Genomic DNA, 22,354 nt, shown 5'->3' on the forward strand with positions numbered 1-22,354 from the left:
TGATGACGAGTTTTCAGGAAGCGCGCGCCTTTCTGCTCAAGCACCGCACCGACTACGATGCGGCCGTGAAAGGGTTTCGCTGGCCCGACCCGGTTCCCTTCAACTGGGCGCTGGATTGGTTCGACGCGGAACTCGCCGGCAATGCCGACAGCCGGGATCGCACCGCGCTCTGGATCGTCGATCCCGGCGACAAGGAAATAAAGCTTTCCTTCGCCACGCTGTCGCGCCGGTCCAACCAGGTCGCCAACTTCCTGCGCGCGCAGGGCTTGAGGCGCGGTGATCATTTGCTGTTGCTGCTCGGCAATGTCGTGCCGCTGTGGGAGACCATGCTGGCGGCGATGAAGCTTGGCGTTGTCGTAATCCCTGCGACGACGCTGCTGACATCAGATGAATTGCACGATCGGCTCGATCGCGGCAAGGCGAGGGCCGTGGTCGCCACGCAGGATCAGGTTGCCAAGTTTGCAAATCTCGGCGGCGACAGTCTGGTGCGGATCGTGGTCGGCGCGACGTCGAAGCACGACGGCTGGCTGCCGTTCGAAGGGGCGGAGAGTGCGCCGAAAGCGTTTGCGCCTGATGGGCCGACCCATGCCGACGATCCGATGCTGCTTTATTTCACCTCGGGCACCACGGCAAAACCAAAGCTGGTGCGGCACAGCCAGCGCAGCTATCCGGTCGGCGCGCTGTCGACGATGTTCTGGCTCGGCCTGCAGCCGGGCGACGTCCATCTGAACATTTCCTCTCCGGGCTGGGCCAAGCATGCCTGGAGCTGCTTCTTCGCGCCATGGAATGCGGGGGCCACCGTGTTCGTGGTCAACCAGCCGCGCTTCGACGCCAAGGCGTTGCTCGCAACCGTCGGCCGCTGCGGTGTCACCACCCTGTGCGCGCCGCCAACGGTGTGGCGGCTGTTCATTCAGGAGAAGCTCGCGGACTTCAAGGTCAGCCTGCGCGAGGTCTGCGGCGCCGGCGAGCCGCTCAATCCGGAAGTGATCGACCAGGTGAAGGCGGCGTGGGGCCTGACCATCCGCGACGGCTATGGCCAGACCGAGACCACGGCACTGGCCGGCAATTCGCCCGGGCAAAAGGTCAAGGTCGGTTCGATGGGCCGCCCGCTGCCGGGCTACCGCGTGCGGATCACCGACAATGACGGCCACGTTACCAAGGAGGGCGAGGTGACGCTGGTGCTCGGCGCCGACCGCCCGGCGGGCCTGATGCAGGGCTATCAGGGAGAAGACGGCAAACTGAGCGGTGCCGACGGCGATCTCTACCGTTCAGGCGACGTGGTGTTTGCCGATGACGAGGGCTATCTCACCTTTGTCGGCCGCTCCGACGACGTCTTCAAATCATCGGACTACCGCATCAGCCCGTTCGAGCTGGAGAGCGTGCTGCTGGAACATGATCAGGTCGCGGAAGCCGCCGTCGTGCCCAGCCCCGATCCGATCCGGCTCGCGATTCCGAAGGCCTATGTGCTGCTGGTCTCGGGCGCGGAACGCACGCCGGAGACGGCGCTGTCGATCTTCAAACACCTGCACACGCGGCTGGCGCCGTTCAAGCGAATCCGCAAGATCGAGCTGGTGACGGAACTGCCGAAGACGATTTCCGGCAAAATCCGCCGCGTGCAGTTGCGCCGGCTCGAACATGATAATAACCGCGAGGACGCGTTGCGCGGCGCCGAGTTCCGCGAGGATGAATTCCCGGAGCTGCAGAAGGTGCGGACCGCCGGGTTGGAGAGCTGATCAATGAATGAAGTCTGGAAGAAGCCGCCGGTCTCGTTTGAGGCCTATCAGGCCATGGTCGGCAAGGAGATCGGGGTGTCGTCCTGGCACCTGATCGACCAGAACCGGATCAATGTCTATGCCGACGTGATTGAGGACCATCAGTTCATCCATGTCGATCCTGAACGGGCGAAGAAGGAAACCGCGTTCGGCAACACCATCGCGCATGGCTTTCTGACGATGTCGTTGATGAGCATCATGTCCTACGAGGTGATGCCGGTCATCGAAGGCACGGCGATGGGCGTCAACTACGGCTTCGACAAGCTGCGTTTCCTGTCGCCCGTCCGCGCCGGTTCGCGGGTCCGCGGTCGCTTTACGCTCATGGAAGCCAAGCTGCGCAAGCCCAAGGAACTGCAGTCGCGCACCAACGTCACCGTCGAGATCGAGGGCGAGGACAAGCCCGCGCTGGTCGCCGACTGGATCGGGCTGATTTACTTCAACTGAGTTCCTGCCGTCATTGCCGGGCTTGACCCGGCAATCCATCACTGATCAAAAAGCTCTTCAATTTTGATGGATGCCCGGGTCAAGCCCGGGCATGACGAGAATCCGGGAATCGCAACTCATGGCAATCAGGTTTGACGGACGCGTCGCCATCGTCACTGGCGCGGGCAATGGTCTGGGACGGGCACATGCGCTGGGCCTGGCGAGCCGCGGCGCCAAGGTCGTGGTCAACGATTTCGGCGGCGCGCGTGACGGCACCGGCGGCTCGCTGTCGCCGGCCGAAGCCGTGGTCGAGGAAATCCGCAAAGCCGGCGGCACCGCCATGGCCGACGGCGCCGACGTCTCGAAGTTCGGGCAGGTCACGGCGATGGTCGAGCGGGCCACGAAGGAGTGGGGCAGCGTCGATCTGCTCTGCGCCAATGCCGGCATCCTCCGCGACAAGTCGTTTGGAAAAATGGACGTCGCCGACTTTGCCAAGGTGCTCGACGTCCATCTCGTCGGCACATTTTACTGCTGCAAGGCGGTATGGGAGGGCATGCGCGAGCGCAACTATGGGCGCATCGTGCTGACCACCTCGTCGTCGGGCCTGTTCGGCAATTTCGGCCAGGCCAATTACGGCGCGGCGAAAGCCGGCATGGTCGGCCTGATGAACGTGCTGGCCGAGGAAGGCCGCAAGAACAACATCCGCATCAACACGATCTCGCCGACCGCGGCGACCCGGATGACGGAAGAGCTGTTGCCGCCGCAAGCGCTGGAGCTGATGAAGCCGGAGGCGATCACGCCCGCGGTGGAATTTTTGCTGAGCGAGGACGCGCCCACCCGCACCATCATGGGCGCCGGCGCCGGCTCATTCGCGGTGATCAAGATCATCGAGACCGAAGGCATCAACCTCGCTCAGTCCGACTGGACGCCGGACGCGATCGCGGCACACTTTGCCGAGATCGACGACGTGTCGAAGGCGAAGGCACTGCAGGGCGCGTTCGAGCAGACGCAGAAGTATGTGGCGCAGGCGGCGGCAAGGGCGGGAATTAAGCTGTAACGCGCGGACTAGTAGGGTGGGCAAAGGCGCATCGCGCCGTGCCCACCATGCATCCTCAATGCCGGTAAATATTGGTGGGCACGCTTCGCATTGCCCACCCTACGCACCGTCAATCCGGCCTACACTCTCGCCATGCCTTCACCCGCACAACACGTCGCCATCATCGGCGCTGGCCCCGCTGGCCTGATGGCAGCCGAAGTGCTCGCGCAGGGCGGTGCTTACGTCACCGTCTACGACGCGATGCCGTCCGCTGGCCGCAAATTCCTGATGGCGGGGCGCGGCGGGCTGAACCTCACGCACAGCGAGCCATTGCCGCAATTCCTCGCACGCTACCGCGAAGCGATGCCGCATCTGAAAGCCGCCATCGAAGCATTCCCACCGCAAGCACTGCGCGACTGGAGCGAGGCACTAGGGCAGGAGACCTTCGTCGGCTCCAGCGGGCGGGTGTTTCCGAAAGCTTTCAAGGCGTCACCCTTGTTACGGGCGTGGCTGCGGCGGCTGGACTCGCAGGGCGTAAAGTTGGTGCTACGTCACCGCTGGACCGGTTGGGACGAGCGGGGCTCCCTCCGCTTTGAAGCACCGGACGGCGCACGCGCCGTCGAGGCGGGCGCGACCGTGCTGGCGCTCGGCGGCGCAAGCTGGCCGCGGCTGGGCTCCGATGGCGCATGGGCGGAGATCTTCGCCGCAAGGGGCGTGAGTGTATCCCCGCTCAGGCCGGCCAATTGCGGCTTTACGGTAAGCTGGTCGGATATATTTCGAAACCGGTTCGAAGGCCAACCGCTCAAGGGCATCGAGTTGAACTTTGGTTCGCATAGCGTTTGTGGCGAAGCCATCGTGACACGATCGGGCATCGAGGGCGGCGCGATCTACGCGCTATCAGCCGAATTGCGCGAAGCCATCCTGCGCGACGGACGGTCTACGCTGAACATCGCCTTGCGTCCCGATGTGGAGACCGGCGAACTGATCGCGAAATTGTCGGCCGCGAAGGGCAAGCAGTCTTTTTCGAACTTTCTCCGTAAGGCAGCCAACCTCTCGCCCGTCGCCATCGGCCTGTTACAGGAGGCTGCCAAACCATCCGGGATGTCGCTGGCCGCACTCTCTCCCGGCGATCTGGCCCGTTTGATCCAGGCGGTGCCCGTGCAGCTCAACGGCATCGCGCCGATCGCGCGCGCGATCTCGACCGCAGGCGGCATCGCCTTCGACGAGCTCGACGACGATTTCATGCTCAAGCGCCTGCCGGGCGTGTTCGCCGCTGGCGAGATGCTCGATTGGGAAGCGCCGACCGGCGGTTATCTCCTGCAGGCGTCGTTTGCGACGGGTGCCGCGGCCGGGAAGGGCGCGCTGAAGTGGCTCAATTCGTAGGATGGGTAGAGCGAAGCGAAACCCATCATCGTGCAGCCCGGCAAGTCCTGATGGGTTTCGCTTCGCTCTACCCATCCCACGGACGAGTCAGCGCAACTTCCCCCGCGCCGCCACCGGCAGCACGCCGACGATCTCCTCGCCGCGCACCATCACCACCTCGTCCATCATGTTGACCACGACGCAGACATGGTTGGGCACGATGCGCACGACGTCGCCGACGACAGGCCGCGTGTTGCTGCGGGACAGGTCGAGAAAGCCGTGCTCTTCCGCAAAGCGTGCGATCTTGGCTTCCGGGTGCTCGAGTATCAGCCCGTAACCGTCGAGCCCGCCGCCGGGATCCGACGTCAGCGTCTTCGAGCCGGCGTCGAGAATGCCGCGGTCCGGGCCGGCGCGGCTGACGACGGTGGAATAGATATTGAGTGCGCAATCATCCCACTCGGCGACGCCGGCCGCGACCTGCATGCGGTCGTTGTAGATATAGGTGCCGGGCCGGTGCTCGGTCGCGCCCTTGAGCTTGCCGAGGTTTTTCAGGTTCGGCGAGCCGCCGGTCGAAACCATCGTCGCATCCAGCCCATGCGCGCGGACGCCGGCCAGTGCTTCGTCAAAGAACTTCTGCGCCTCGGCCCAGCCGGTTTCGGTCGGATAGAGCATGAAACCCGCGAATTGCAGCCCTTTGGACGCCGCGATCTCGCGCGCCAGCGCAATCGCTTCCGCTGGCGTCTCGACGCCGGCGCGCTTGCGGCCGGTGTCGCACTCGACCACGACCGAAAGCGGGCGGCCTGATGTAGCGGCGGCTTGCGGCAGGCCCGCGATCACGGTCGAATTGTCGGCGGCGACCGTCATGTTGGCCTTGGCCTGCAGTGCGGCGAGGCGGGCCATCTTCTCCTCGCCGATCAGATTGTAGCTGATCAGGATGTCGTCGATCCCGGCTTCGGCCATCACCTCGGCCTCGCCGATTTTTTGGCAGGTGATGCCCCTGGCGCCGGCCGCGACCTGCATCTGCGCCAGCAGCGGGCTCTTGTGGGTTTTGATGTGCGGCCGGTTGGCGACGCCGGCCGTATCGCAGGCCACCTGGATGCGCGCGATATTGCGCTCGACACGGTCCATGTCGATCACGGCGCAGGGCGTGCCGTATTCACGGGCGATTTTGGCGGCGAGGGGCGTTGTCATGCTCTTCTCTCTGTTCGGGTCCGTAGGATGGGTAGAGCGCAGCGAAACCCATCAATCGTGTCGATGCAACATGCAACATGATGGGTATCGCTTCGCTCCAACCATCCTACGCATTATGCCTGCTCGATCTCTTCCCGCAAAACTTCAAGCTCCAGCCACCGGTCTTCCGCAGCCGACAGCTCTTCCTGCGCTTTTGCAATGGCGGATGAGGCCGCATCAAACTTCTTGCGATCCTTGGCGTAGAGATCGGGATCGTCAAGCAGCTTCTGCTGCTTTGCGATCTCGGCCTGCAACTTTGCGATCGTCTTCGGCAGCGTCTCCAGCGCGTGTTTTTCGTTGAAGTTCAGCCGGCGCTTCGGCGCCGCAGCGGGGGCGGCAACTTTAGCTTCCTTTTTTTCTTCAACGATCGCCGTCGCCTTCACATCCTCTCGTGTCAAATCCTCGCCGCGCTGCGCCAGCATGTCGGTGTAGCCGCCGGCATATTCGATCCAGCGGCCGTTGCCCTCGGGCACGATCACTGACGTCACAACCCGGTCCAGGAAATCGCGATCATGGCTGATCAGGATCACCGTGCCCTCGTAATCGCCGAGCATTTCCTCGAGCACATCAAGCGTCTCGAGATCGAGGTCGTTGGTCGGCTCGTCCAGCACCAGCAGGTTCGACGGCTTTGCCAGCGCGCGCGCCAGCATCAGCCGGCCGCGCTCGCCGCCGGAGAGTGCCTCCAGCGGCGTGCCGCGTTGCTCCTGCGCGAACAGAAAGTCTTTCATGTAGCCGATGACGTGCCTGGGCTTGTCGCCCACCATCACATGGTCGCCGCGGCCGCCGGTCATGGCTTCGGCGAGCGTCGCTTTCGGATCCAGGCTTTCGCGATGCTGGTCGAGCGTTGCCATCTCGATATTGGCGCCGAGCCGGATCGTACCAGAGTCGGGCGGATCGTTGCCGATCAGGAGATGAACCAGCGTGGTCTTGCCGGCACCGTTCGGGCCGACAATGCCGATGCGGTCGCCGCGCTGGACGCGGGTCGAAAAGCCCTCGACGATCGTGCGATCGCCATAGGCCTTGGCGATGTTCTTGGCCTCGATGACGAGCTTGCCGGATTTGTCGGCCTCCGCCGCGGCGAGGCTGGCATTCCCCGTCGCGCCACGGTAATTGCGCCGCTGGTCGCGCAGAGCATGCAGATTGCCGAGCCGCTTGACGTTGCGCTTGCGGCGGCCGGAGACGCCATAGCGCAGCCAGTGCTCCTCGTTGACGATCTTGCGGTCGAGCTTGTGCTGGTCGCGCTCTTCCTCCGCCAGCACCTCGTCGCGCCAGGCTTCGAACGCGGAAAAACCGCGGTCGATCTGGCGGATCTGGCCGCGGTCGAGCCAGGCGGTCGAACGCGACAGGTTGGAGAGGAAGCGGCGGTCGTGGCTGATGAGGACGAGCGCGCATTTCCGGCTCGCCAGTTCGCCTTCCAGCCATTCGATGGTCGGGAGATCGAGATGGTTGGTCGGCTCGTCCAGCAGCAGGATGTCGGGTGAGGGCGCCAGCACCCGCGCCAACGCCGCGCGGCGCGCCTCGCCGCCGGAGACATGCGCGGGGTCCTCGTCGCCGGAGAGCCCAAGCTGTTCGACCAGATAGCGCGCCTGGTAATGATCGTCGCCGGGGCCGAGGCCTGCCTCGACATAGGCCAGCGTGGTCTTGTGCTCGCCGAAATCAGGCTCCTGCGGCAGGTAGCGGATGGTGGCGCCGGGCTGCACGAAGCGGCTGCCGCCGTCGGGCTCGACGAGGCCGGCGGCGATCTTGAGCAGCGTCGATTTACCGGAGCCGTTGCGGCCGATCAGGCAGACGCGCTCGCCTGCAGAAACCGACAGTTCTACGCCCGACAGCAGCGGCGTGCCGCCAAAGGTCAGGCGAATATCTTTCAACTGGATCAGCGGCGGCGCCATGGTTCAACCTTGGTTCGGCGCAGGCTGCTGCGCGCGCTGGCGCTGGATGCGGCGGATGGTCTGGTCGAGCGCGGACAGGAATGCCGAGCGGTCGCGCGGCGCAAACGATCTTGGACCGCCGGTCACTTCGCCGGACGAGCGCAAATCGGTCATCAGGTTGCGTACCGCCAGCGTCATGCCGATCGATTCTTCCGTGAACGGCTTGCCGTTCGGCGCGATTACCTCGGCGCCTGCCTTCACACAACGGCTGGCGAGCGGGATGTCCGACGTGACGACGATATCGCCCTTGCCGGCACGTTCCGCGATCCAGTCGTCGGCGGCGTCCATGCCGGAACCGGCGGCGATGCGCTCGATCAACGGGTCCTGCGGCACGCGGATGAAATTGCCCGCGACCACGCTGACCGGCAGGCCGTGCCTGACAGCGACGCGATAGATCTCGTCCTTCACCGGGCAGGCGTCGGCATCGACATAGATGCGGGTTGGGTTCACGTCAGGCATACGGATTCGACAGCGTTCTCTTGCCCGCGGGTGGTAGCCTATTCGATGCCGGAATGCGAGGAAAACAGGGGTGGGAACACGCTTGCGTCAGCACATTCTTTGCGTACCATAACCGGCGGAAAAACAACCAAAAACAAGAGGAAATGGCATGCCCATCGAGCCGTATCGCGTGGAGGCCTACAACACCGCCAAACAATCCGAAAACAAGATGCACGACGACACCGTGGCACAGCGTTTCGGCTTCTCCGGCGGGCTGGTCCCCGGCGTCGACGTGATGGCCTGTATGATGCACCAGCCAGTCGCCAAATGGGGCCGCGCCTTCCTCGAACGCGGGCTGATCGAGGCCCGCTTCGTCAAGCCGGTCTATGACGGCGAACTCGCCGAACTGACGGCGGAGGAAGACAATGGCGTGCTTTCGATCGAGGTGCATAGCCGTGGCGAGCCTTGCGCTACCGGCACCGCGTCACTGCCGGCTTCCGTGCCCGCTGTTTCGATCGCAGACTACAAGGAAGTCGCGGCCGTCGCGGAGCGCAAGCCGGTCGATGCGACGTCCTACGAAGTCGGCAAATGGCTGGGCACCGCGCCGCGCGACTGGGCGGGCGAGGCGGCCAGCGAATATCTTGAAGACATCAGGGAAGCCGATCCCATCTACGCGAAGGAGGGCCTCGGTCATCCCGGCCTGCTGCAGCGGGTGATGAACCGGCTGCTGGTTGACAACGCCATTCTGGGCCCGTGGATTCACGTCGGCAGCCGCATGCAATTGCTCTCAGCAAAGAAGGCGGGCGATGTCATCACGGCGCGTGCGAAGGTGATCGGCAATTACGACAAGAAGGGCCACCGCTTCGTCGAGCTCGACGCGCTGGTCGTCGCGAACGGCAAAACGCCGCTGGCGCATTGCCACCACGTCGCGATCTACCAGCCGCGCGAACAGGCGGTGGCGTAATCATGCCCGTCACCATCGACTATTATTTGTCGCTCAACTCGCCCTGGACCTATATGGGCAGCGGACCATTTGCTGAGATCGCGCGCCGATATGGCGCGACCGTCAACGTCAAGCCCTGCAAGTTCGGCCCGATCTTCGAGCAGACCGGCGGCCTGCCGTTGCCAAAACGTTCGCCGCAACGGCGCGCTTACCGGCAGATGGAGCTCAAGCGCTGGCGCGAGGTGAGGGGCATTCCGCTCAATCTCGAACCCAAATATTTTCCCTGCGATGACCTCGCGGCGACGCGCCTTGTGATAGCAGCCAAACTGCAGGGCAAGGACGCGCATCTTCTGTCGTTGGAGTTTGGCCGCGCGATCTGGGAACGCAAGGAATCGCTCGCCGACGCCGCTGTCATGTCGGCGGCCGCACAGCGCGCCGGTCTGGACGCGGCGGCATTGCGCGCCGGTGGCCCGCCGGATGGCGAACTCGACGCGCTGTACGAACAGTACACGCAGGATGCGCTGAATGCCGGCGTCTTCGGCGCGCCCAGTTACGTGCTGCCGTCGGGCGAGATCTTCTGGGGCCAGGACCGGCTGGAGCTTCTGGAACGCGCCTTGAAGATGCAGGCCTGATCGGCCGAGCAGCGCGCGCTGAAAAAAAGACAGGCCGAATGGACACACGCGGCTGCAAAAATGCGTTATGATCCGGATCCAAAGAGAAAACGAAAGGCGGGAGTGGACGATGCCCAGTTCAGTGAAGGATCTACTCGCGGCGGCGAACAGTTCGGTTCCAAACATCACCCCACAGGATGCAAAAAACCTGATCGAGGGTGGCAAGGTTCTTGTGGTCGATGTGCGCGACGGCACTGAACTACAAAGCACCGGCAAGGTTCAGGGAGCGAAGCATGTCTCACGCGGCATGCTCGAGTTTCGCGCGGATCCCGACAGCCCCTATTACGACAATGCGTTCGATCGGGAAAAGACCGTCATCGTGTACTGCGCCTCCGGCGGGCGATCTGCGCTTGCAGGCAAGACGCTGCAGGATCTCGGCTACAAGGATGTGCGTAACCTCGGCGGTTTCAAGGGATGGGCCGAGAGCGGCGGCGCGGTCGAGAAGGTGTGACGCGCAGAACAGCAAAGACTCGTCATGCGCGGGCTTGACCCGCGCATCCATCACTTCAGAAGAGTCATTGAAACGTGATGGATTGCCGGGTCAAGCCCGGCAATGACGGGTTGGCCTGACCTCACGCCGCCTTCGCCTTGGCATCCTGAATCGCGCGCCACACCCGCTCCGGCGTCAGCGGCATGTCGATATGGGTGATGCCGTAGTCCGACAGCGCATCCACCACCGCATTGACGATGCAGACGAGGCTGCCGGCGCAGCCGGCTTCGCCGCAGCCCTTGGTGCCGAGCGGATTGGATTTCGCCGGCGAGGGGTGGTCACCGATCTCCATCTGCGGGATGTCCTCCGCGCGCGGCAAGGCATAGTCCATGAACGAGCCGGTGATCGGCTGGCCGTTTGTGTCGTAACTGACCTGCTCCATCAGCGCCTGGCCGATGCCCTGCGCCACGCCGCCATGCAGCTGGCCGGCGACGATCATCGGATTGACCACGGTGCCGAAATCATTGACGGCGAAGTAGCGCACGATTGCCACGACGCCGGTTTCGGGATCGATCTCGACTTCCGCGACATGGCAGCCATTGGGAAAGGTGGAAGGCGTGTCATTGGTGGCATGGTCGACGTCGAGCGACAACGGCGCCCCCTCCGGCATCTTGCCCTCGCGCAGCCGCTGCGCCAGCTCCATGATGCCGATCGAGCGGTCAGTGCCGGCGATGGTGAAGCGGCCGCCGGCGAATTCGATATCACCCTCGGACGCTTCCATCAGATGCGCGGCGGCCTGCTTGCCCTTTGCGACCACGAGCGCGGAGGCTTCGACGATCGCCTGGCCGGTCGCGGTGATCGAGCGCGAGCCGCCGGTGCCGTTGCCGAAACGGACGAGATCGCTGTCGTTCTGCTCGATCGTGATCTTTTCGAAGGGCACGCCGAGCTGCGCCGACAGCACCTGCGCGAACGGCGTGGCGTGGCCCTGGCCGTAATCGAGCGTGCCGGTGGTAAGCTTCACCGAACCATCCGGCTCGAAAGTGATCTTGCCGAGTTCGCCGCTGGGAGGAGCGGTCACTTCCAGATAGGAGCCAACGGCGATGCCGCGCAGCCTGCCGTTCTTCTTGCTCTCCTTCTTGCGCTTGCCAAAGTTGGCGTGGTCGGAAATCTCCAGCGCCTTGTTGAAGACGCCGGCGAAATCGCCGCTGTCATAGGTGACGCCAGAAGCCGCCGCGAATGGCAGTTGCGCCGGCTTGATGAAGTTGCGCTTGCGCAAGGTGAGGCGATTGATGCCCATCTCGTCGGCGGCGCGGTCGATCAGCCGCTCCATGTAGTAGTTGGCTTCGGGCCGGCCGGCGCCGCGATAGGCGCCCATCAGCGTGGTGTTGGTCAGCACCGTCTTGATGTCGACGCCGAGCAGCGGCGTGCGATAGACGCTCGCCAGATTCTTGCCGGTGTTGAGCGACAACGGCCCCGGCGCGACGCCGGTGATGTAGGCGCCGAGATTGCCGTAGCCCTGCAGGCGTACCGCGAGGAATTTACCCTCGGCGTCCAACGCCAGTTCAGCGTGAATCAGCTGCGCGCGGCCGTGGCTGTCGGAAAGAAAGCTGGTCGAACGTTCGTCGGTCCATTTGACCGGACGGCCCAACGCCTTCGCCGCATGGAGGATGCAGGTGTATTCGGGATAGCTGACGTTCTTCATGCCGAAGGAGCCGCCGACATTGGCGGTGAGGATGCGCACCTTGTCGTTCGGCACGTTGAGGATTTTCGCCAGCGTTACCTTGTTGCCGGAGACACCCTGCGTCGGCACCTGCAGCGTGAAACGCTCGGCCGTCTTGTCGTAGGCGGCCAGCGCGACGCGCGGCTCCATCGAGACGACAGCCACGCGGGTGTTGACGATGTCGAGTTTGGTAACATGCGCGGCGGCGGCGAACGCCGCATCGATCTTGGCGGCATCGCCATAGTGATAGTCGAGCGCGACATTGTTCGGGATGTGATCGTAAAGCTGCGGCGCGCCGGGCTTTGCCGCTTCCGCCGCATCGGTCACCGCCGGCAGCGGCTCGATGTCGAGTTCGACGGCCTCAGCGGCATCGCGCGCCTGCGCCAGCGTTTCGGCGACCACGAAGGCGATGGGATCGCCGACGAAGCGCACCTTGTCGGTCGAAAGCGCCGGACGGTTGGTCTGCAACAGCGGCGAGCCGTCGCGGCTCTTCAGCGGCAGGCCGCAGGTGAACGGGCTGTAGCCGGCGGCTTCCAGGTCCTTGCCGGTCCAGACGCCGAGCACCCCGGGCATCGCCCTGGCGGCGGCGGTGTCGATGCCCTTGATGATTCCATGGGCATGGCTGGAACGCACCATCCAGCAATAGGCCTGGCCGGGCAGGGTGAAATCGTCGGTGTATTTGCCGCGCCCACGCACCAGCGTGTCGTCTTCCTTGCGGCGCACCGGCTGCCCCACACCGTATTTTTGCAGTGCGATAGCGTTGTCCAGGGAGGAGGCCGACGTGTGGTCTTGCATCGAAAAGCACCTGAAATGCTGGATTTTCTTGGACTTTCCCGGTTCCGCGGGTTCCCGCTGAGATAACGTACCGTATCATTCCGGACAACGCCTGATTGGGCATAGTCCTATGTGATGGGTTGTTGCGTACCCCCTTGGCGCTGCTAAAGTTTCCGTGAACGGTAATTTTCTTCGGCGGCCGGGAGCGGCCCGCGGAAAGACAGTTTTGATGAATGAGGATACGCGGCTGCGCGAAGGCCTTCAGGCCGGTGCCAGCCCGTCAGGGTCGGTTGCGGCGGCAACGGCAAACGGTGTCTATGCCGCGCTTGATCTTGGCACCAACAATTGCCGGCTTTTGATCGCCAGCCCGGTCGGCGACAGCTTTCGCGTGGTGGATTCGTTTTCGCGGATCATCCGGCTCGGCGAGGGCATTTCCGCAACCGGTTCCATCAGCGAGGCGGCGATCGAGCGCGCCATCGCGGCGCTCAGCATCTGCAGCGACAAGATCCGCTACCGCAAGGCCAAGCGCCTGCGGCTGATCGCAACCGAGGCCTGCCGCGCGGCCGCCAATGCCGACAGCTTTCGCGCCCGCGTCGCTGATGAGACCGGCATCCGCCTCGAGGTGATTGATCGCGAGACCGAGGCGACGCTGGCCGTGATCGGCTGCTCGCCGCTGCTCGATCCAAGGGGGCGGGGCGCTATCCTGTTCGACATCGGCGGCGGCTCGACCGAACTGGTTCGGATCGAGCGCGATCCGGACCAGCAGTACGCGCCACCGCGGATCAAGGCGTGGATGTCGGTGCCGCTCGGCGTCGTCACGCTGGCCGAGCATTTCGGCGGACGCGACGTAACGACGAAATCCTATGCGCAGATGGTGCGCGACGTCGCGCAATATGTGGCGCCGTTCGCGGCCGAGCACGGCACGGATTTACGCGACATGCATATGCTGGGCACCTCGGGCACCGTGACGACGCTTGCCGGCGTCCATCTCAATCTGGCACGTTATGACCGCCGCCGCATCGACGGCATCTGGATGAACAGTTCTGACGTCACGGCCGTGATCCAGCGGCTGCTCGGCATGAGCTATCAGGAGCGCGCCGACAATAATTGCATCAGTGTCGAGCGCGCCGATCTGGTGCTGGCCGGCTGCGCCATTCTCGACGCGATTCGCGATGCCTTCCCGATGCCGCGGCTGCGCGTCGCCGACCGCGGCCTGCGGGAGGGCATGCTGGTCGAGATGATGCGCGAGGACGGCGCGCTCAGGGCGTGCTGATGTCCCGGAGGCAGCTCTAGGCGGCGCGCCGAATCTCTTCCATCTTTTGATTGATCTGCTTGCCGGCATCGTCCGCAAGCTTCAGCGACATGTCGGCTATCCGGCGACTGCTTTCCAGAACATTCTCCACGGTCTCACGCACCATGTCGCTTTGTACGGCGGCAACGTCCTGAGGCGTTCGACAGGCCCACAAATCATTCATGCGGTCCATGCTCTTCTCGACCTGGTGCCGAACCAGATCGAAGTATTCTCGAGACATCCCACCCATCATCTGGGCGGCAGCAGTGCTGGTGTAAAGTATGGTTTGGGTGCTGGTTTGGGTGCTGCGGGACGAGCGTTCCGTTGCCTGCTGCACTCCTTCTCCCGACAAGCCGAGTGTGCGGCTAAGTTGCTCTGTTGACCGACCCATGACTGTGGTCGCCATATCCAGACCGAAGCGCCAGGCGTTCTGCAACGTCTCGGCGTTTTGCTGAACCAGATTGGCGCTCACCCGAGCCACTTCCTGCCCAGCCTCAGCCGCAACTTGTCCGAGGCGCGCTGTTTGCTCGGCTGCGGCTTGTCCGGCGCGGCTGGCCTGCTCGGCAGTCGTCTCGCTGGCGCGGCGGGCGGCGTCCTCAATGCCTTGTGTAAACTTTTCCTCCTGGCGTGGGTTTGCCATCTTTTTCTCCGCTGATTGCAGGTTGATGACTTTGCCCCAGCTCCTTCCGGGCAACGCGATCGCTGTGGACCCGTTCCAGACCTGCCGATCTTTTCCGCCGCTCTCGATGTTGCTTAGGAACGGCGGCCGCATCTCCATGGTTATGCCGCAGACTGGCTCTTCGCCTGCCGCAATTCGGCTTGCTACGCACGTCACGAGGCTCAGCGAATGACCACAGCTGAAACCGTTCTTGTCATCATTGCAGGCGTTCTCCTTCTTCTGGTGATCGGGAACATCGTGTTCTCGTTCGTGGCCGAACGGAAGAACCCGCCAATCGGTCGTTTCATCGACTGTGAAGGTGTGCGACTTCATTACATCGATCGTGGTGATCCCGCAGCTCCATGCGTCGTGCTGTTCCACGGCAACGGCTCGATGATCCAGGATTTCATACTGAGCGGATTGGTGGACCATCTTGCTCGCCGCAAGAGGGTTATATGCTTTGATCGGCCAGGCTTCGGCTACAGCCAGCGGCCCCGCTTGCGCATCTGGACAGCGACATCGCAGGCCGGGCTGTTCGTTAAGGCGCTCAAGGCGCTCGGCGTGCACAGTCCCGTCGTGCTTGGCCACTCATGGGGGGCCTTGGTTGCCGTCGCCATCGGATTTGAAAAGGACTATCCGATCCGTGGTCTTGTGCTTGCTTCCGGTTATTACTTTCCGACACGGCGATGGGACTTCTGGATGATGTCAGGTCCAGCGATACCGGTGTTGGGCGATCTGGTTCGCTACACAATAGCGCCGGTCATCTCATGGGCCATTCTGCCGATATTGTTTCGCAAGCTTTTTGCGCCCCGCGCTGTTCCGGTGAACTTCAAGGACGGCTTTCCAGCCTCCCTGACTCTCAGGCCGAAACAGTTGAGGGCGGCCGCTGAGGAAAGCGCGTTCCTCATCCCGGAAGCAGCACGGCTTCAATCGCGCTATCAGGACGTGCGGTGTCCGATCCACATCTTCCACGGAACAGGTGACCAGATTATCGAACCTGAACAGGCCGGACGCCTACACGAGGTGCTGGGTGGGTCCGACTTGCATCTTGTGCGGGATGCCGGACACATGGTGACGTATGTCGACAGCGCCACCATCGTTCAGGCCGTCGAGTCCCTGGAAGTCGCCATGACCAAATAGGAGGTGGCGTACGGAAGGTGGGTTTGGCGATCTACATACTTCGCCACATGGGCTGATGGTCCCGCATGACGGCCTCGTCATACTCGCTTCAATGCGCATCCGGTTCCGTGCTATTGATTCCAGCGCCGGGTCCCGGCTCACATCTCAAGACAAGCATCGATATGGCAAAAGACACCACCGGACGCCTCCACGTCACGGTCAAGACCGGCGGCAAGCGCAAGCTGTCGTCAAAGCTCTGGCTGGAGCGGCAACTCAACGATCCCTATGTGGCGAAAGCCAAGCGGGACGGCTATCGCTCGCGCGCGGCCTACAAGCTGATCGAGATCGACGACAAATACCGGGTGCTCAAACCGGGCCTCGCGGTGGTCGATCTCGGCGCCGCGCCCGGCGGCTGGAGCCAGATTGCGGCCCGGCGCGTCGGCGCGGTCAACGGCAAGGGCAAGGTGGTTGCGATCGATCTCCTTGAGATGCCGGAAATCCCCGGCGTCGAGTTCGCGCAGCTCGACTTCCTGGCCGAGGACGCGCCGGAGAAACTGATCGCGATGATGGGCGGGCGCGCCGACGTGGTGATGTCCGACATGGCGGCCAACACCACGGGCCACCGCAAGACGGATCAATTGCGCATCATCGGCCTCGTCGAGACGGCGGCGGCCTTTGCTGCCGACGTGCTCAATCCCGGCGGAACGTTCCTGGCAAAGGTGTTTCAGAGCGGCGCCGATGCCGAACTGGTCGCGCAATTGAAGCGCGATTTTGCCAGCGTGCGCCACGTCAAGCCGGCCTCGAGCCGCCAGGATTCTTCGGAGCGCTACGTGCTGGCGATGGGATTTCGCGGACACCGCAATCAGCCCTGAGCGCAACCTTCACGGCAGAACGGCTGGACATCGTCTTACACGGTTGCCGCGTGAGGGCTGGCGGGCACCGCGCCTTCCACGAATCCTGTTGGAACTTTGCCCGGAAGGGCGTATTTCTTTAGTCAGGCGCGGTCTGTTCATCCGCATGCAGCCCTGACGCCGCCGGGAATTTCTGCAGCGAGCCGCGCCTCCGTCTGGGAAGGAGTATTCCCGTGATGGAGCAGAGGACCAGAGTTGGTAATCGACTGTTAGCTGCGTTGCCAACAGCAGACCTCGATTTGCTTGTGCGTCATTTCCGACTGGTTTCGCTTGAACGGGACACCGTATTGGTGCGGTCGGGCGATCCGATCGGACGGCTTTATTTTCCCCTTACCGGCCTGATCGCCTTCGTCATGGACATGCCGAACGGACAAACGGTCGCAACCGCCGTTGTCGGCAACGAGGGCGCCGTGGGCGTTCTGACGGCGCTCGGGCCTACCCGCTCTCCGATGACGGCGGTGGTGCGCGTGGCAGGAACGGCGCTGCAGATTTCGCCGACGCAATTTCAGGGCGCGCTTGGACGCAGCAGCGCCTTGAGGGGAGCGGTTCAAACCCACACCAGGGCGCTCATGGCGCAATTCCAGCATGTCGCAGCCTGCAATGCGCTGCACTCGGTAACGGCCCGGCTGGCGAACTGGTTGCTGCAGGTCCACGATCGGGCCGGGGGCGATACCTTGCCCCTGACGCAAGATACGCTTGCGGAATTGCTCGGCGTGCGCCGCCCCACGGTGACGCATATCGTAGGCAAGCTGCGCGACGCGGGTGGAATCCGGTCCAATCGGCGGGGCTTGATCGAGATCGACAGGCCGCGGCTCGAGATGGCGACATGCGAATGCTACCAGCTCATGCGCCGTCGAATCGATCGTATCGTCCACACCGAGGAGGCACAGACGCCACCGTCCGGGGCTGATGTGGCGGCCTTGTTTGCCAACGCGGATGAGACCCGGCCGCGCACGCCGGCGCGGGGAGTGTCCGGCCAGCGGCCGCGGCATCATTGGCCGGATTGAAAGCCCGCGGCGGCGGCCCTATGCCGATAGGGCGAATGCGGGGCCGGACATGCGCCATTCCTCTTCCGGCTCGTGCACCCAGGCCTCCCGGGCAAACCATTCGTGGTTGGTCTGGCAGATCGAGCAGAAGGTGCGCGCGAAAAACACCGGACTGGATCGAAACCTGTCCCGTTCCGATTTCATCCCCGTCGGGATAGCGCGCCCCGTTCCGGGGCATTTGATCATGACCACGCCCATCCTGTTCCTCCGTTGCTGAATTTGATTTTTGTGTCGACGCAGCTTCGCCATCGGCTGGAACGCGCCCTTCTCACAGGGGTGCTTATTCCAGCCGATCCCGGCGGGCCGCAAAGTTCGATGATGATCTAGGCCGCTTTCTGCAGCGCGCTGGCAAAGCTCTTTTTGAGCGGATCGGCCGTTTCGGTCGCGATCTTGCGCGTAAGCTGCCAAAGTTCCCGGCTCTGTGCGGTCGTGGCTTCGAAGTTCTTGCAGCCCTGCGCGGCCGAGAGTTGCAGGATTTCCGAGGGCGATTTCATGCCCAGGAGATGGCTGAGAAAGTCAAAGGCGGAGCTGGTGTTGACGCTGGAGAACTCAAGGAGTTTGGCGGCATAGTCCGCCGTGCCCTTTGCGTTGGCTGAATAGGCTTCCCGAAGCGCGTCATTGACCGCTCCTGAGGCCATCTTCACCTTCTCGATGTTCTCCTTTGCTCGAATTACGTTCTGCTCGGCGAGCCCATTAAAAATGCCGGGCATTCCAAGGAACGACGTGGCAGAAAGCTTCTCGTCGGCACCAGCTTTCGGATCGGTGTTCGTTTCCTTCGTATTGGCTTGATTCACGCGTCTTCGTCCTTTCACTCAAAACCGAACAAAACGGAAGAATTCCCCATTGGCGGGGTCCCGACACGGAGCAGCCCCGCGCGGTGTCGAACGAGATATGACTGATGGTGGCGGAAGCTTCCGTTCGCTTTCTGACGCTCAGATCAGATTCTTCCTTACGGCGCAGGATGTTCCGAGTGGTGCGGAATGGGACAATCCGCGGAGGGCTCACCCTGAGCTTAGCCCAAGCGCTGATCCCGCGCGTCTTCGGTGCCTTCGCTGGCAGCCTTGGTTGCCGCTTTGGCCGCGCCCTTGCGGCTGGAAATTTCCACCGCCTTGCGGCCCGAGATTTCGTGGCCGGCGTCATCGGGCATCTGCCAGAAGAAATAGGCCGACACCGCCGAGATGATCGCGACCACGAGGAATGCCGGCGGGAATACGTCGGCGCTCAGCTCGGTGACATGCCGGTACAGCATGGTCGATTCCACCGAGAACGCGCCGACGGCGACGCCGGCCGAAATCGCCAGTTGCTGGTTGACGCTGACGAGCGTGGTGGCGCGGCTCATCTGCGGCGGTTCGACCTCGGCATAGGCGACCGTGTTGATCGCGGTGAATTGCAGCGAGCGGAAGAAGCCGCCGACGACGAGGATGATGAAGATCAGCAATAGCGGCGTCGTCACCGTGAACAGCGCGCAGGCCGCGAGGAAGACCGCGCTGACCACGGCGTTGACCGTCATCATGTAGCGGAAGCCGAAGGCGCGGATGATGCGTGCGGCCAGCGTCTTCATCCCCATCGCGCCGACGGCCGAGGCAAACGTGACAAGGCCGGACTGGAACGGCGTCAGCCCAAAGCCTTCCTGCATCAGAAGCGGCAGCAGGAACGGCAGCGCACCGATGCCGAGCCGGAACAGGAAGCCGCCGATGATGCTGGCGCGCATGGTGGAGAGCCGCAGCAGCGAGAAATCCAGCACCGGCGAGCCGGTGCGTTTCGCGTGCATGACGTAGAGCGTCATCGAGATCGTGCCGACCGCGACCAGGCCGACGACGACCGGCCAGGGCAACAGATTAAGGCTGGCGACCGAGAGGCCGAAGGCGATGCCGGCAAGCCCGATACCGGCCAGCACCAGCCCGTAGAGATCGAAGCGCTCGGGATTCTCGCTCTTGATCGGGTCGATGTATTTCATCGCCATGAAGATGCCGAGCAGCCCGATCGGGATGTTGATCAGAAAAATCCAGTGCCAGGAGAAATAGGTGGTGATGAAGCCGCCGAGCGGCGGGCCGATCACCGGCCCGACCAGCGCCGGCACGGTCACCCACGTCATCGCATTGACCAGCGCGCTCTTGTCGATCGAGCGCAGCAGCACCAGCCGCCCGACCGGCGTCATCATCGCCCCACCCATGCCCTGCAGGATGCGGGCGATCACGAAATGGGTCACGTTCTGCGACAGCGCGCAGCCGATCGATCCGATCATGAACACGCCGATCGCGATCGAGAACACCATGCGCGCGCCGAAACGGTCGGCGGTCCAGCCGCTGGCCGGAATGAACACCGCGAGCGAGAGCAGATAGGACGTGATGGCAAGCTTCAGCGTCAGCGGGCTGGTGCCGATGTCAGCCGCGATCGCCGGCAGCGAGGTCGCAATGACAGTCGAGTCCATGTTTTCCATGAACAGGGCTGTGGCGACGATCAGCGGGATCAGACGTTGCTTGTCCATCGTATCAGGGGGATTCGGAAAGAGAGGCAGGCGAGGGGCCTGTATCATCCCGCCGTCACACAAGCCATTGCGGAACGGGGCAAACCACCTAAATCCTGCGTGACGCTGGTATGCACCGCCAGCCGTGGAGGTCCTGAATGATCTACGTTCTCGCTGCCTTGTTGCCGCCGCTCGGGCTGCTCCTGAACGGGCAGCCGTTTTCGGCGATCTTCAACCTGGTCCTGATCGTGTTTTGCCTGATTTTCGGGCTGATTTTTCACGTCCTGCTGCTGGTGCCCTCAGCACATGCGCTGATCGCGGTCCACATGAAGCGGGAGGACCGCAGGCACCGCGAGGTGGTGGAGGCGATCCGCCAGCACGGCCCGCCGCCCGGATACCCGCGCTGAGGTCGCTTTTGGACCCGCCGCTAAACCCTTGGGATTGCGGCGTTTCCCGAAAAGCCTGTGCATAGCAGTCAAACGCTTTGATTCGGCGTTCCGGCATGCTATCGACCACCGTCAACCCCACCGATGGGCTCCGATTCGACGGCGATGCCGATAGCATCGCTGGAGGCGGCGTTCATCCATAAGACTGATCGCGGCGGTGAGCCGCCGAAAGGAGTTGGCAATGGCGCAGGGACTTCAGGGTATCCGTGAAGCCTTCACGTTCGACGATGTGCTTCTGAAACCCGGTCTCTCGGATATCCTGCCGTCTGAGGCCGATATTCGCTCCCACGTAACCCGCGCGATCCCGCTGAACATTCCGATCATCGCGTCCGCGATGGATACGGTCACCGAAGCACGCATGGCGATCGCGATGGCCCAGGCCGGCGGCGTCGGCGTCATCCACCGCAATTTCGATCCGGAGGGGCAGGCCGCGCAGGTGCGGCAGGTCAAGAAGTATGAATCCGGAATGGTGGTCAATCCGCTGACCATCGGGCCCGACGCGATGCTGTCGGACGCGCTGGCGCTGATGAAGGATCACGGCTTTTCCGGCATTCCCGTCGTCACCGGTGCCAGCAAGAATTCGCCGGGCAAGCTGATCGGCATTCTCACCAACCGCGACGTCCGCTTTGCCACCGACCCCAAGCAGAAGGTGTCGGAGCTGATGACGCATGAAAACCTCGTCACCGTGCGCGAGGGCGTCAGCCAGGACGAAGCCAAGCGGATGCTGCACCAGCACCGCATCGAAAAGCTCCTGGTGGTCGACGACCAATATCGCTGCGTCGGCCTGATCACCGTGAAAGACATGGAAAAGGCGGTCGCGCATCCGCTCGCCAGCAAGGACGCGCATGGCCGTCTGCGCGTCGCCGCCGCAACCACCGTCGGCGAGGGCGGCTTTGAGCGCACCGAACGGCTGATCGACGCCGGTGTCGACTTGATTGTGGTCGATACCGCACACGGTCATTCCTCGCGCGTGCTGGAGGCGGTCAACCGCATCAAGCGGCTTTCCAACGCCGTGCAGGTTATCGCCGGCAACATTGCCACCAAGGAAGGCGCGCAGGCGCTGATCGATGCGGGCGCAGACTCGATCAAGGTCGGTATCGGCCCGGGCTCGATCTGCACCACGCGCATCGTCGCCGGCGTCGGTGTGCCGCAGCTCACCGCCATCATGGACGCGGTGGAAGCGGCGAAGAAAGCCGAGGTCCCCGTGATCGCGGACGGCGGCATCAAATATTCCGGCGATCTGGCGAAAGCGCTCGCCGCCGGCGCCGACATCGCCATGGTAGGTTCGCTGCTCGCCGGCACCGACGAAACGCCGGGCGAAGTGTTTTTGTGGCAGGGCCGTTCCTACAAGGCCTATCGCGGCATGGGCTCGGTCGGCGCGATGGCGCGCGGCTCGGCCGATCGCTACTTCCAGCAGGACATCAAGGACACGCTGAAGCTGGTGCCCGAGGGCATCGAGGGCCAGGTGCCGTATAAAGGCCCGGTCGGCAACGTCATGCACCAGCTCGCCGGCGGCCTGCGCGCCGCGATGGGCTATGTCGGCGCCCGCAACCTCGCCGAATTCCATGAGAAGGCGCAGTTCGTCCGCATCACCGGCGCAGGCCTGCGCGAAAGCCACGTCCACGACGTGACGATTACGCGAGAAAGCCCGAACTATCCGGGCGGGGTGTAATTCTCGCTACACGCCGT

21 protein-coding genes are annotated in these 22,354 nt (G+C 63.5%); 13 read left to right on the top strand and 8 right to left on the bottom strand.

The window, feature by feature from the left end; genetic code table 11:
• Window positions 1–2 precede the first annotated feature (2 nt).
• The 4 genes from ACH79_RS29370 (at window position 3) to ACH79_RS29385 (ending at window position 4,614) form a co-directional block, all read left to right on the top strand.
• A complete protein-coding gene (locus tag ACH79_RS29370) occupies window positions 3–1,733 on the top strand; it encodes an AMP-binding protein (protein WP_161854043.1) in 1,731 nt (576 codons plus the stop codon).
• Window positions 1,734–1,736: 3 nt separating this feature from the next.
• Window positions 1,737–2,216, top strand: coding sequence for a MaoC family dehydratase (locus ACH79_RS29375; protein WP_057835201.1), 480 nt, complete (start codon window positions 1,737–1,739; stop codon window positions 2,214–2,216).
• A 118-nt stretch (window positions 2,217–2,334) separates the two neighbouring features.
• Window positions 2,335–3,252 (top strand): SDR family NAD(P)-dependent oxidoreductase, encoded by a 918-nt coding sequence (locus tag ACH79_RS29380; protein WP_161854044.1) that lies wholly within the window; start codon window positions 2,335–2,337, stop codon window positions 3,250–3,252.
• Between the two features lie 132 nt (window positions 3,253–3,384).
• A complete protein-coding gene (locus ACH79_RS29385; protein ID WP_161856637.1) occupies window positions 3,385–4,614 on the top strand; it encodes a TIGR03862 family flavoprotein in 1,230 nt (409 codons plus the stop codon).
• An 87-nt stretch (window positions 4,615–4,701) separates the two neighbouring features.
• Here the strand turns inward: ACH79_RS29385 and ACH79_RS29390 are convergent, their stop codons facing one another.
• The 3 genes from ACH79_RS29390 to ACH79_RS29400 form a co-directional block, all read right to left on the bottom strand.
• The gene (locus ACH79_RS29390) at window positions 4,702–5,784 is read right to left on the bottom strand and encodes a D-TA family PLP-dependent enzyme (protein WP_161854045.1); all 1,083 of its coding nucleotides are present in this window, start codon (window positions 5,782–5,784) and stop codon (window positions 4,702–4,704) included.
• A 113-nt stretch (window positions 5,785–5,897) separates the two neighbouring features.
• The gene (locus ACH79_RS29395) at window positions 5,898–7,712 is read right to left on the bottom strand and encodes an ABC-F family ATP-binding cassette domain-containing protein (protein ID WP_161854046.1); all 1,815 of its coding nucleotides are present in this window, start codon (window positions 7,710–7,712) and stop codon (window positions 5,898–5,900) included.
• A 3-nt stretch (window positions 7,713–7,715) separates the two neighbouring features.
• Entirely contained in the window at window positions 7,716–8,210 is a 495-nt protein-coding gene (locus ACH79_RS29400) for a YaiI/YqxD family protein (protein WP_161854047.1), read from the bottom strand.
• Between the two features lie 148 nt (window positions 8,211–8,358).
• Between ACH79_RS29400 and ACH79_RS29405 the strand changes: the two genes are divergently transcribed.
• From ACH79_RS29405 to ACH79_RS29415, 3 genes are all read left to right on the top strand, one after another.
• On the top strand, window positions 8,359–9,153 hold the full coding sequence (locus ACH79_RS29405) for a hypothetical protein (RefSeq protein WP_161854048.1): 795 nt from the start codon (window positions 8,359–8,361) through the stop codon (window positions 9,151–9,153).
• Between the two features lie 2 nt (window positions 9,154–9,155).
• Complete coding sequence (locus ACH79_RS29410) at window positions 9,156–9,764, top strand: 2-hydroxychromene-2-carboxylate isomerase (protein WP_161854049.1); 609 nt, start codon at window positions 9,156–9,158, stop codon at window positions 9,762–9,764.
• Window positions 9,765–9,873: 109 nt separating this feature from the next.
• Window positions 9,874–10,254 (top strand): rhodanese-like domain-containing protein, encoded by a 381-nt coding sequence (locus ACH79_RS29415; protein ID WP_161854050.1) that lies wholly within the window; start codon window positions 9,874–9,876, stop codon window positions 10,252–10,254.
• Between the two features lie 121 nt (window positions 10,255–10,375).
• On the opposite strand, the gene ACH79_RS29420 is transcribed toward ACH79_RS29415, so the two are convergent.
• Window positions 10,376–12,748, bottom strand: coding sequence for a xanthine dehydrogenase family protein molybdopterin-binding subunit (locus tag ACH79_RS29420; RefSeq protein ID WP_161854051.1), 2,373 nt, complete (start codon window positions 12,746–12,748; stop codon window positions 10,376–10,378).
• A gap of 208 nt (window positions 12,749–12,956) precedes the next feature.
• On the opposite strand from ACH79_RS29420, the gene ACH79_RS29425 reads away from it, so the two are divergent.
• Complete coding sequence (locus ACH79_RS29425; protein WP_161854052.1) at window positions 12,957–14,000, top strand: Ppx/GppA phosphatase family protein; 1,044 nt, start codon at window positions 12,957–12,959, stop codon at window positions 13,998–14,000.
• Between the two features lie 16 nt (window positions 14,001–14,016).
• Here the strand turns inward: ACH79_RS29425 and ACH79_RS29430 are convergent, their stop codons facing one another.
• Window positions 14,017–14,796 (bottom strand): phasin family protein, encoded by a 780-nt coding sequence (locus tag ACH79_RS29430; protein WP_246738190.1) that lies wholly within the window; start codon window positions 14,794–14,796, stop codon window positions 14,017–14,019.
• A 69-nt stretch (window positions 14,797–14,865) separates the two neighbouring features.
• Between ACH79_RS29430 and ACH79_RS29435 the strand changes: the two genes are divergently transcribed.
• The 3 genes from ACH79_RS29435 (at window position 14,866) to ACH79_RS29445 (ending at window position 17,713) form a co-directional block, all read left to right on the top strand.
• Window positions 14,866–15,816, top strand: coding sequence for an alpha/beta fold hydrolase (locus tag ACH79_RS29435; RefSeq protein WP_161854053.1), 951 nt, complete (start codon window positions 14,866–14,868; stop codon window positions 15,814–15,816).
• Window positions 15,817–15,977: 161 nt separating this feature from the next.
• Complete coding sequence (locus ACH79_RS29440; RefSeq protein ID WP_161854054.1) at window positions 15,978–16,667, top strand: RlmE family RNA methyltransferase; 690 nt, start codon at window positions 15,978–15,980, stop codon at window positions 16,665–16,667.
• A gap of 329 nt (window positions 16,668–16,996) precedes the next feature.
• Complete coding sequence (locus tag ACH79_RS29445) at window positions 16,997–17,713, top strand: Crp/Fnr family transcriptional regulator (RefSeq protein ID WP_371419477.1); 717 nt, start codon at window positions 16,997–16,999, stop codon at window positions 17,711–17,713.
• Between the two features lie 18 nt (window positions 17,714–17,731).
• On the opposite strand, the gene ACH79_RS29450 is transcribed toward ACH79_RS29445, so the two are convergent.
• From ACH79_RS29450 to ACH79_RS29460, 3 genes are all read right to left on the bottom strand, one after another.
• Entirely contained in the window at window positions 17,732–17,950 is a 219-nt protein-coding gene (locus ACH79_RS29450) for a hypothetical protein (protein WP_161854056.1), read from the bottom strand.
• 125 nt (window positions 17,951–18,075) lie between these two features.
• Entirely contained in the window at window positions 18,076–18,546 is a 471-nt protein-coding gene (locus tag ACH79_RS29455; protein ID WP_161854057.1) for a phasin family protein, read from the bottom strand.
• A gap of 218 nt (window positions 18,547–18,764) precedes the next feature.
• Window positions 18,765–20,240: a DHA2 family efflux MFS transporter permease subunit gene (locus tag ACH79_RS29460; RefSeq protein ID WP_161854058.1), complete on the bottom strand. Its 1,476-nt coding sequence runs from the start codon at window positions 20,238–20,240 to the stop codon at window positions 18,765–18,767.
• Window positions 20,241–20,377: 137 nt separating this feature from the next.
• Here ACH79_RS29460 and ACH79_RS29465 point away from each other — a divergent pair, with 137 nt between their 5' ends.
• Window positions 20,378–20,626 carry a hypothetical protein gene (locus ACH79_RS29465; RefSeq protein WP_057855275.1) on the top strand — a complete coding sequence of 83 codons (249 nt, stop codon included), beginning with the start codon at window positions 20,378–20,380 and terminating at the stop codon, window positions 20,624–20,626.
• A 220-nt stretch (window positions 20,627–20,846) separates the two neighbouring features.
• A complete protein-coding gene (gene guaB, locus ACH79_RS29470; RefSeq protein ID WP_161854059.1) occupies window positions 20,847–22,337 on the top strand; it encodes an IMP dehydrogenase in 1,491 nt (496 codons plus the stop codon).
• Window positions 22,338–22,354: the final 17 nt, after the last annotated feature.

Origin of the sequence: Bradyrhizobium sp. CCBAU 051011, assembly GCF_009930815.1 — a bacterium.
Lineage (GTDB): Bacteria > Pseudomonadota > Alphaproteobacteria > Rhizobiales > Xanthobacteraceae > Bradyrhizobium.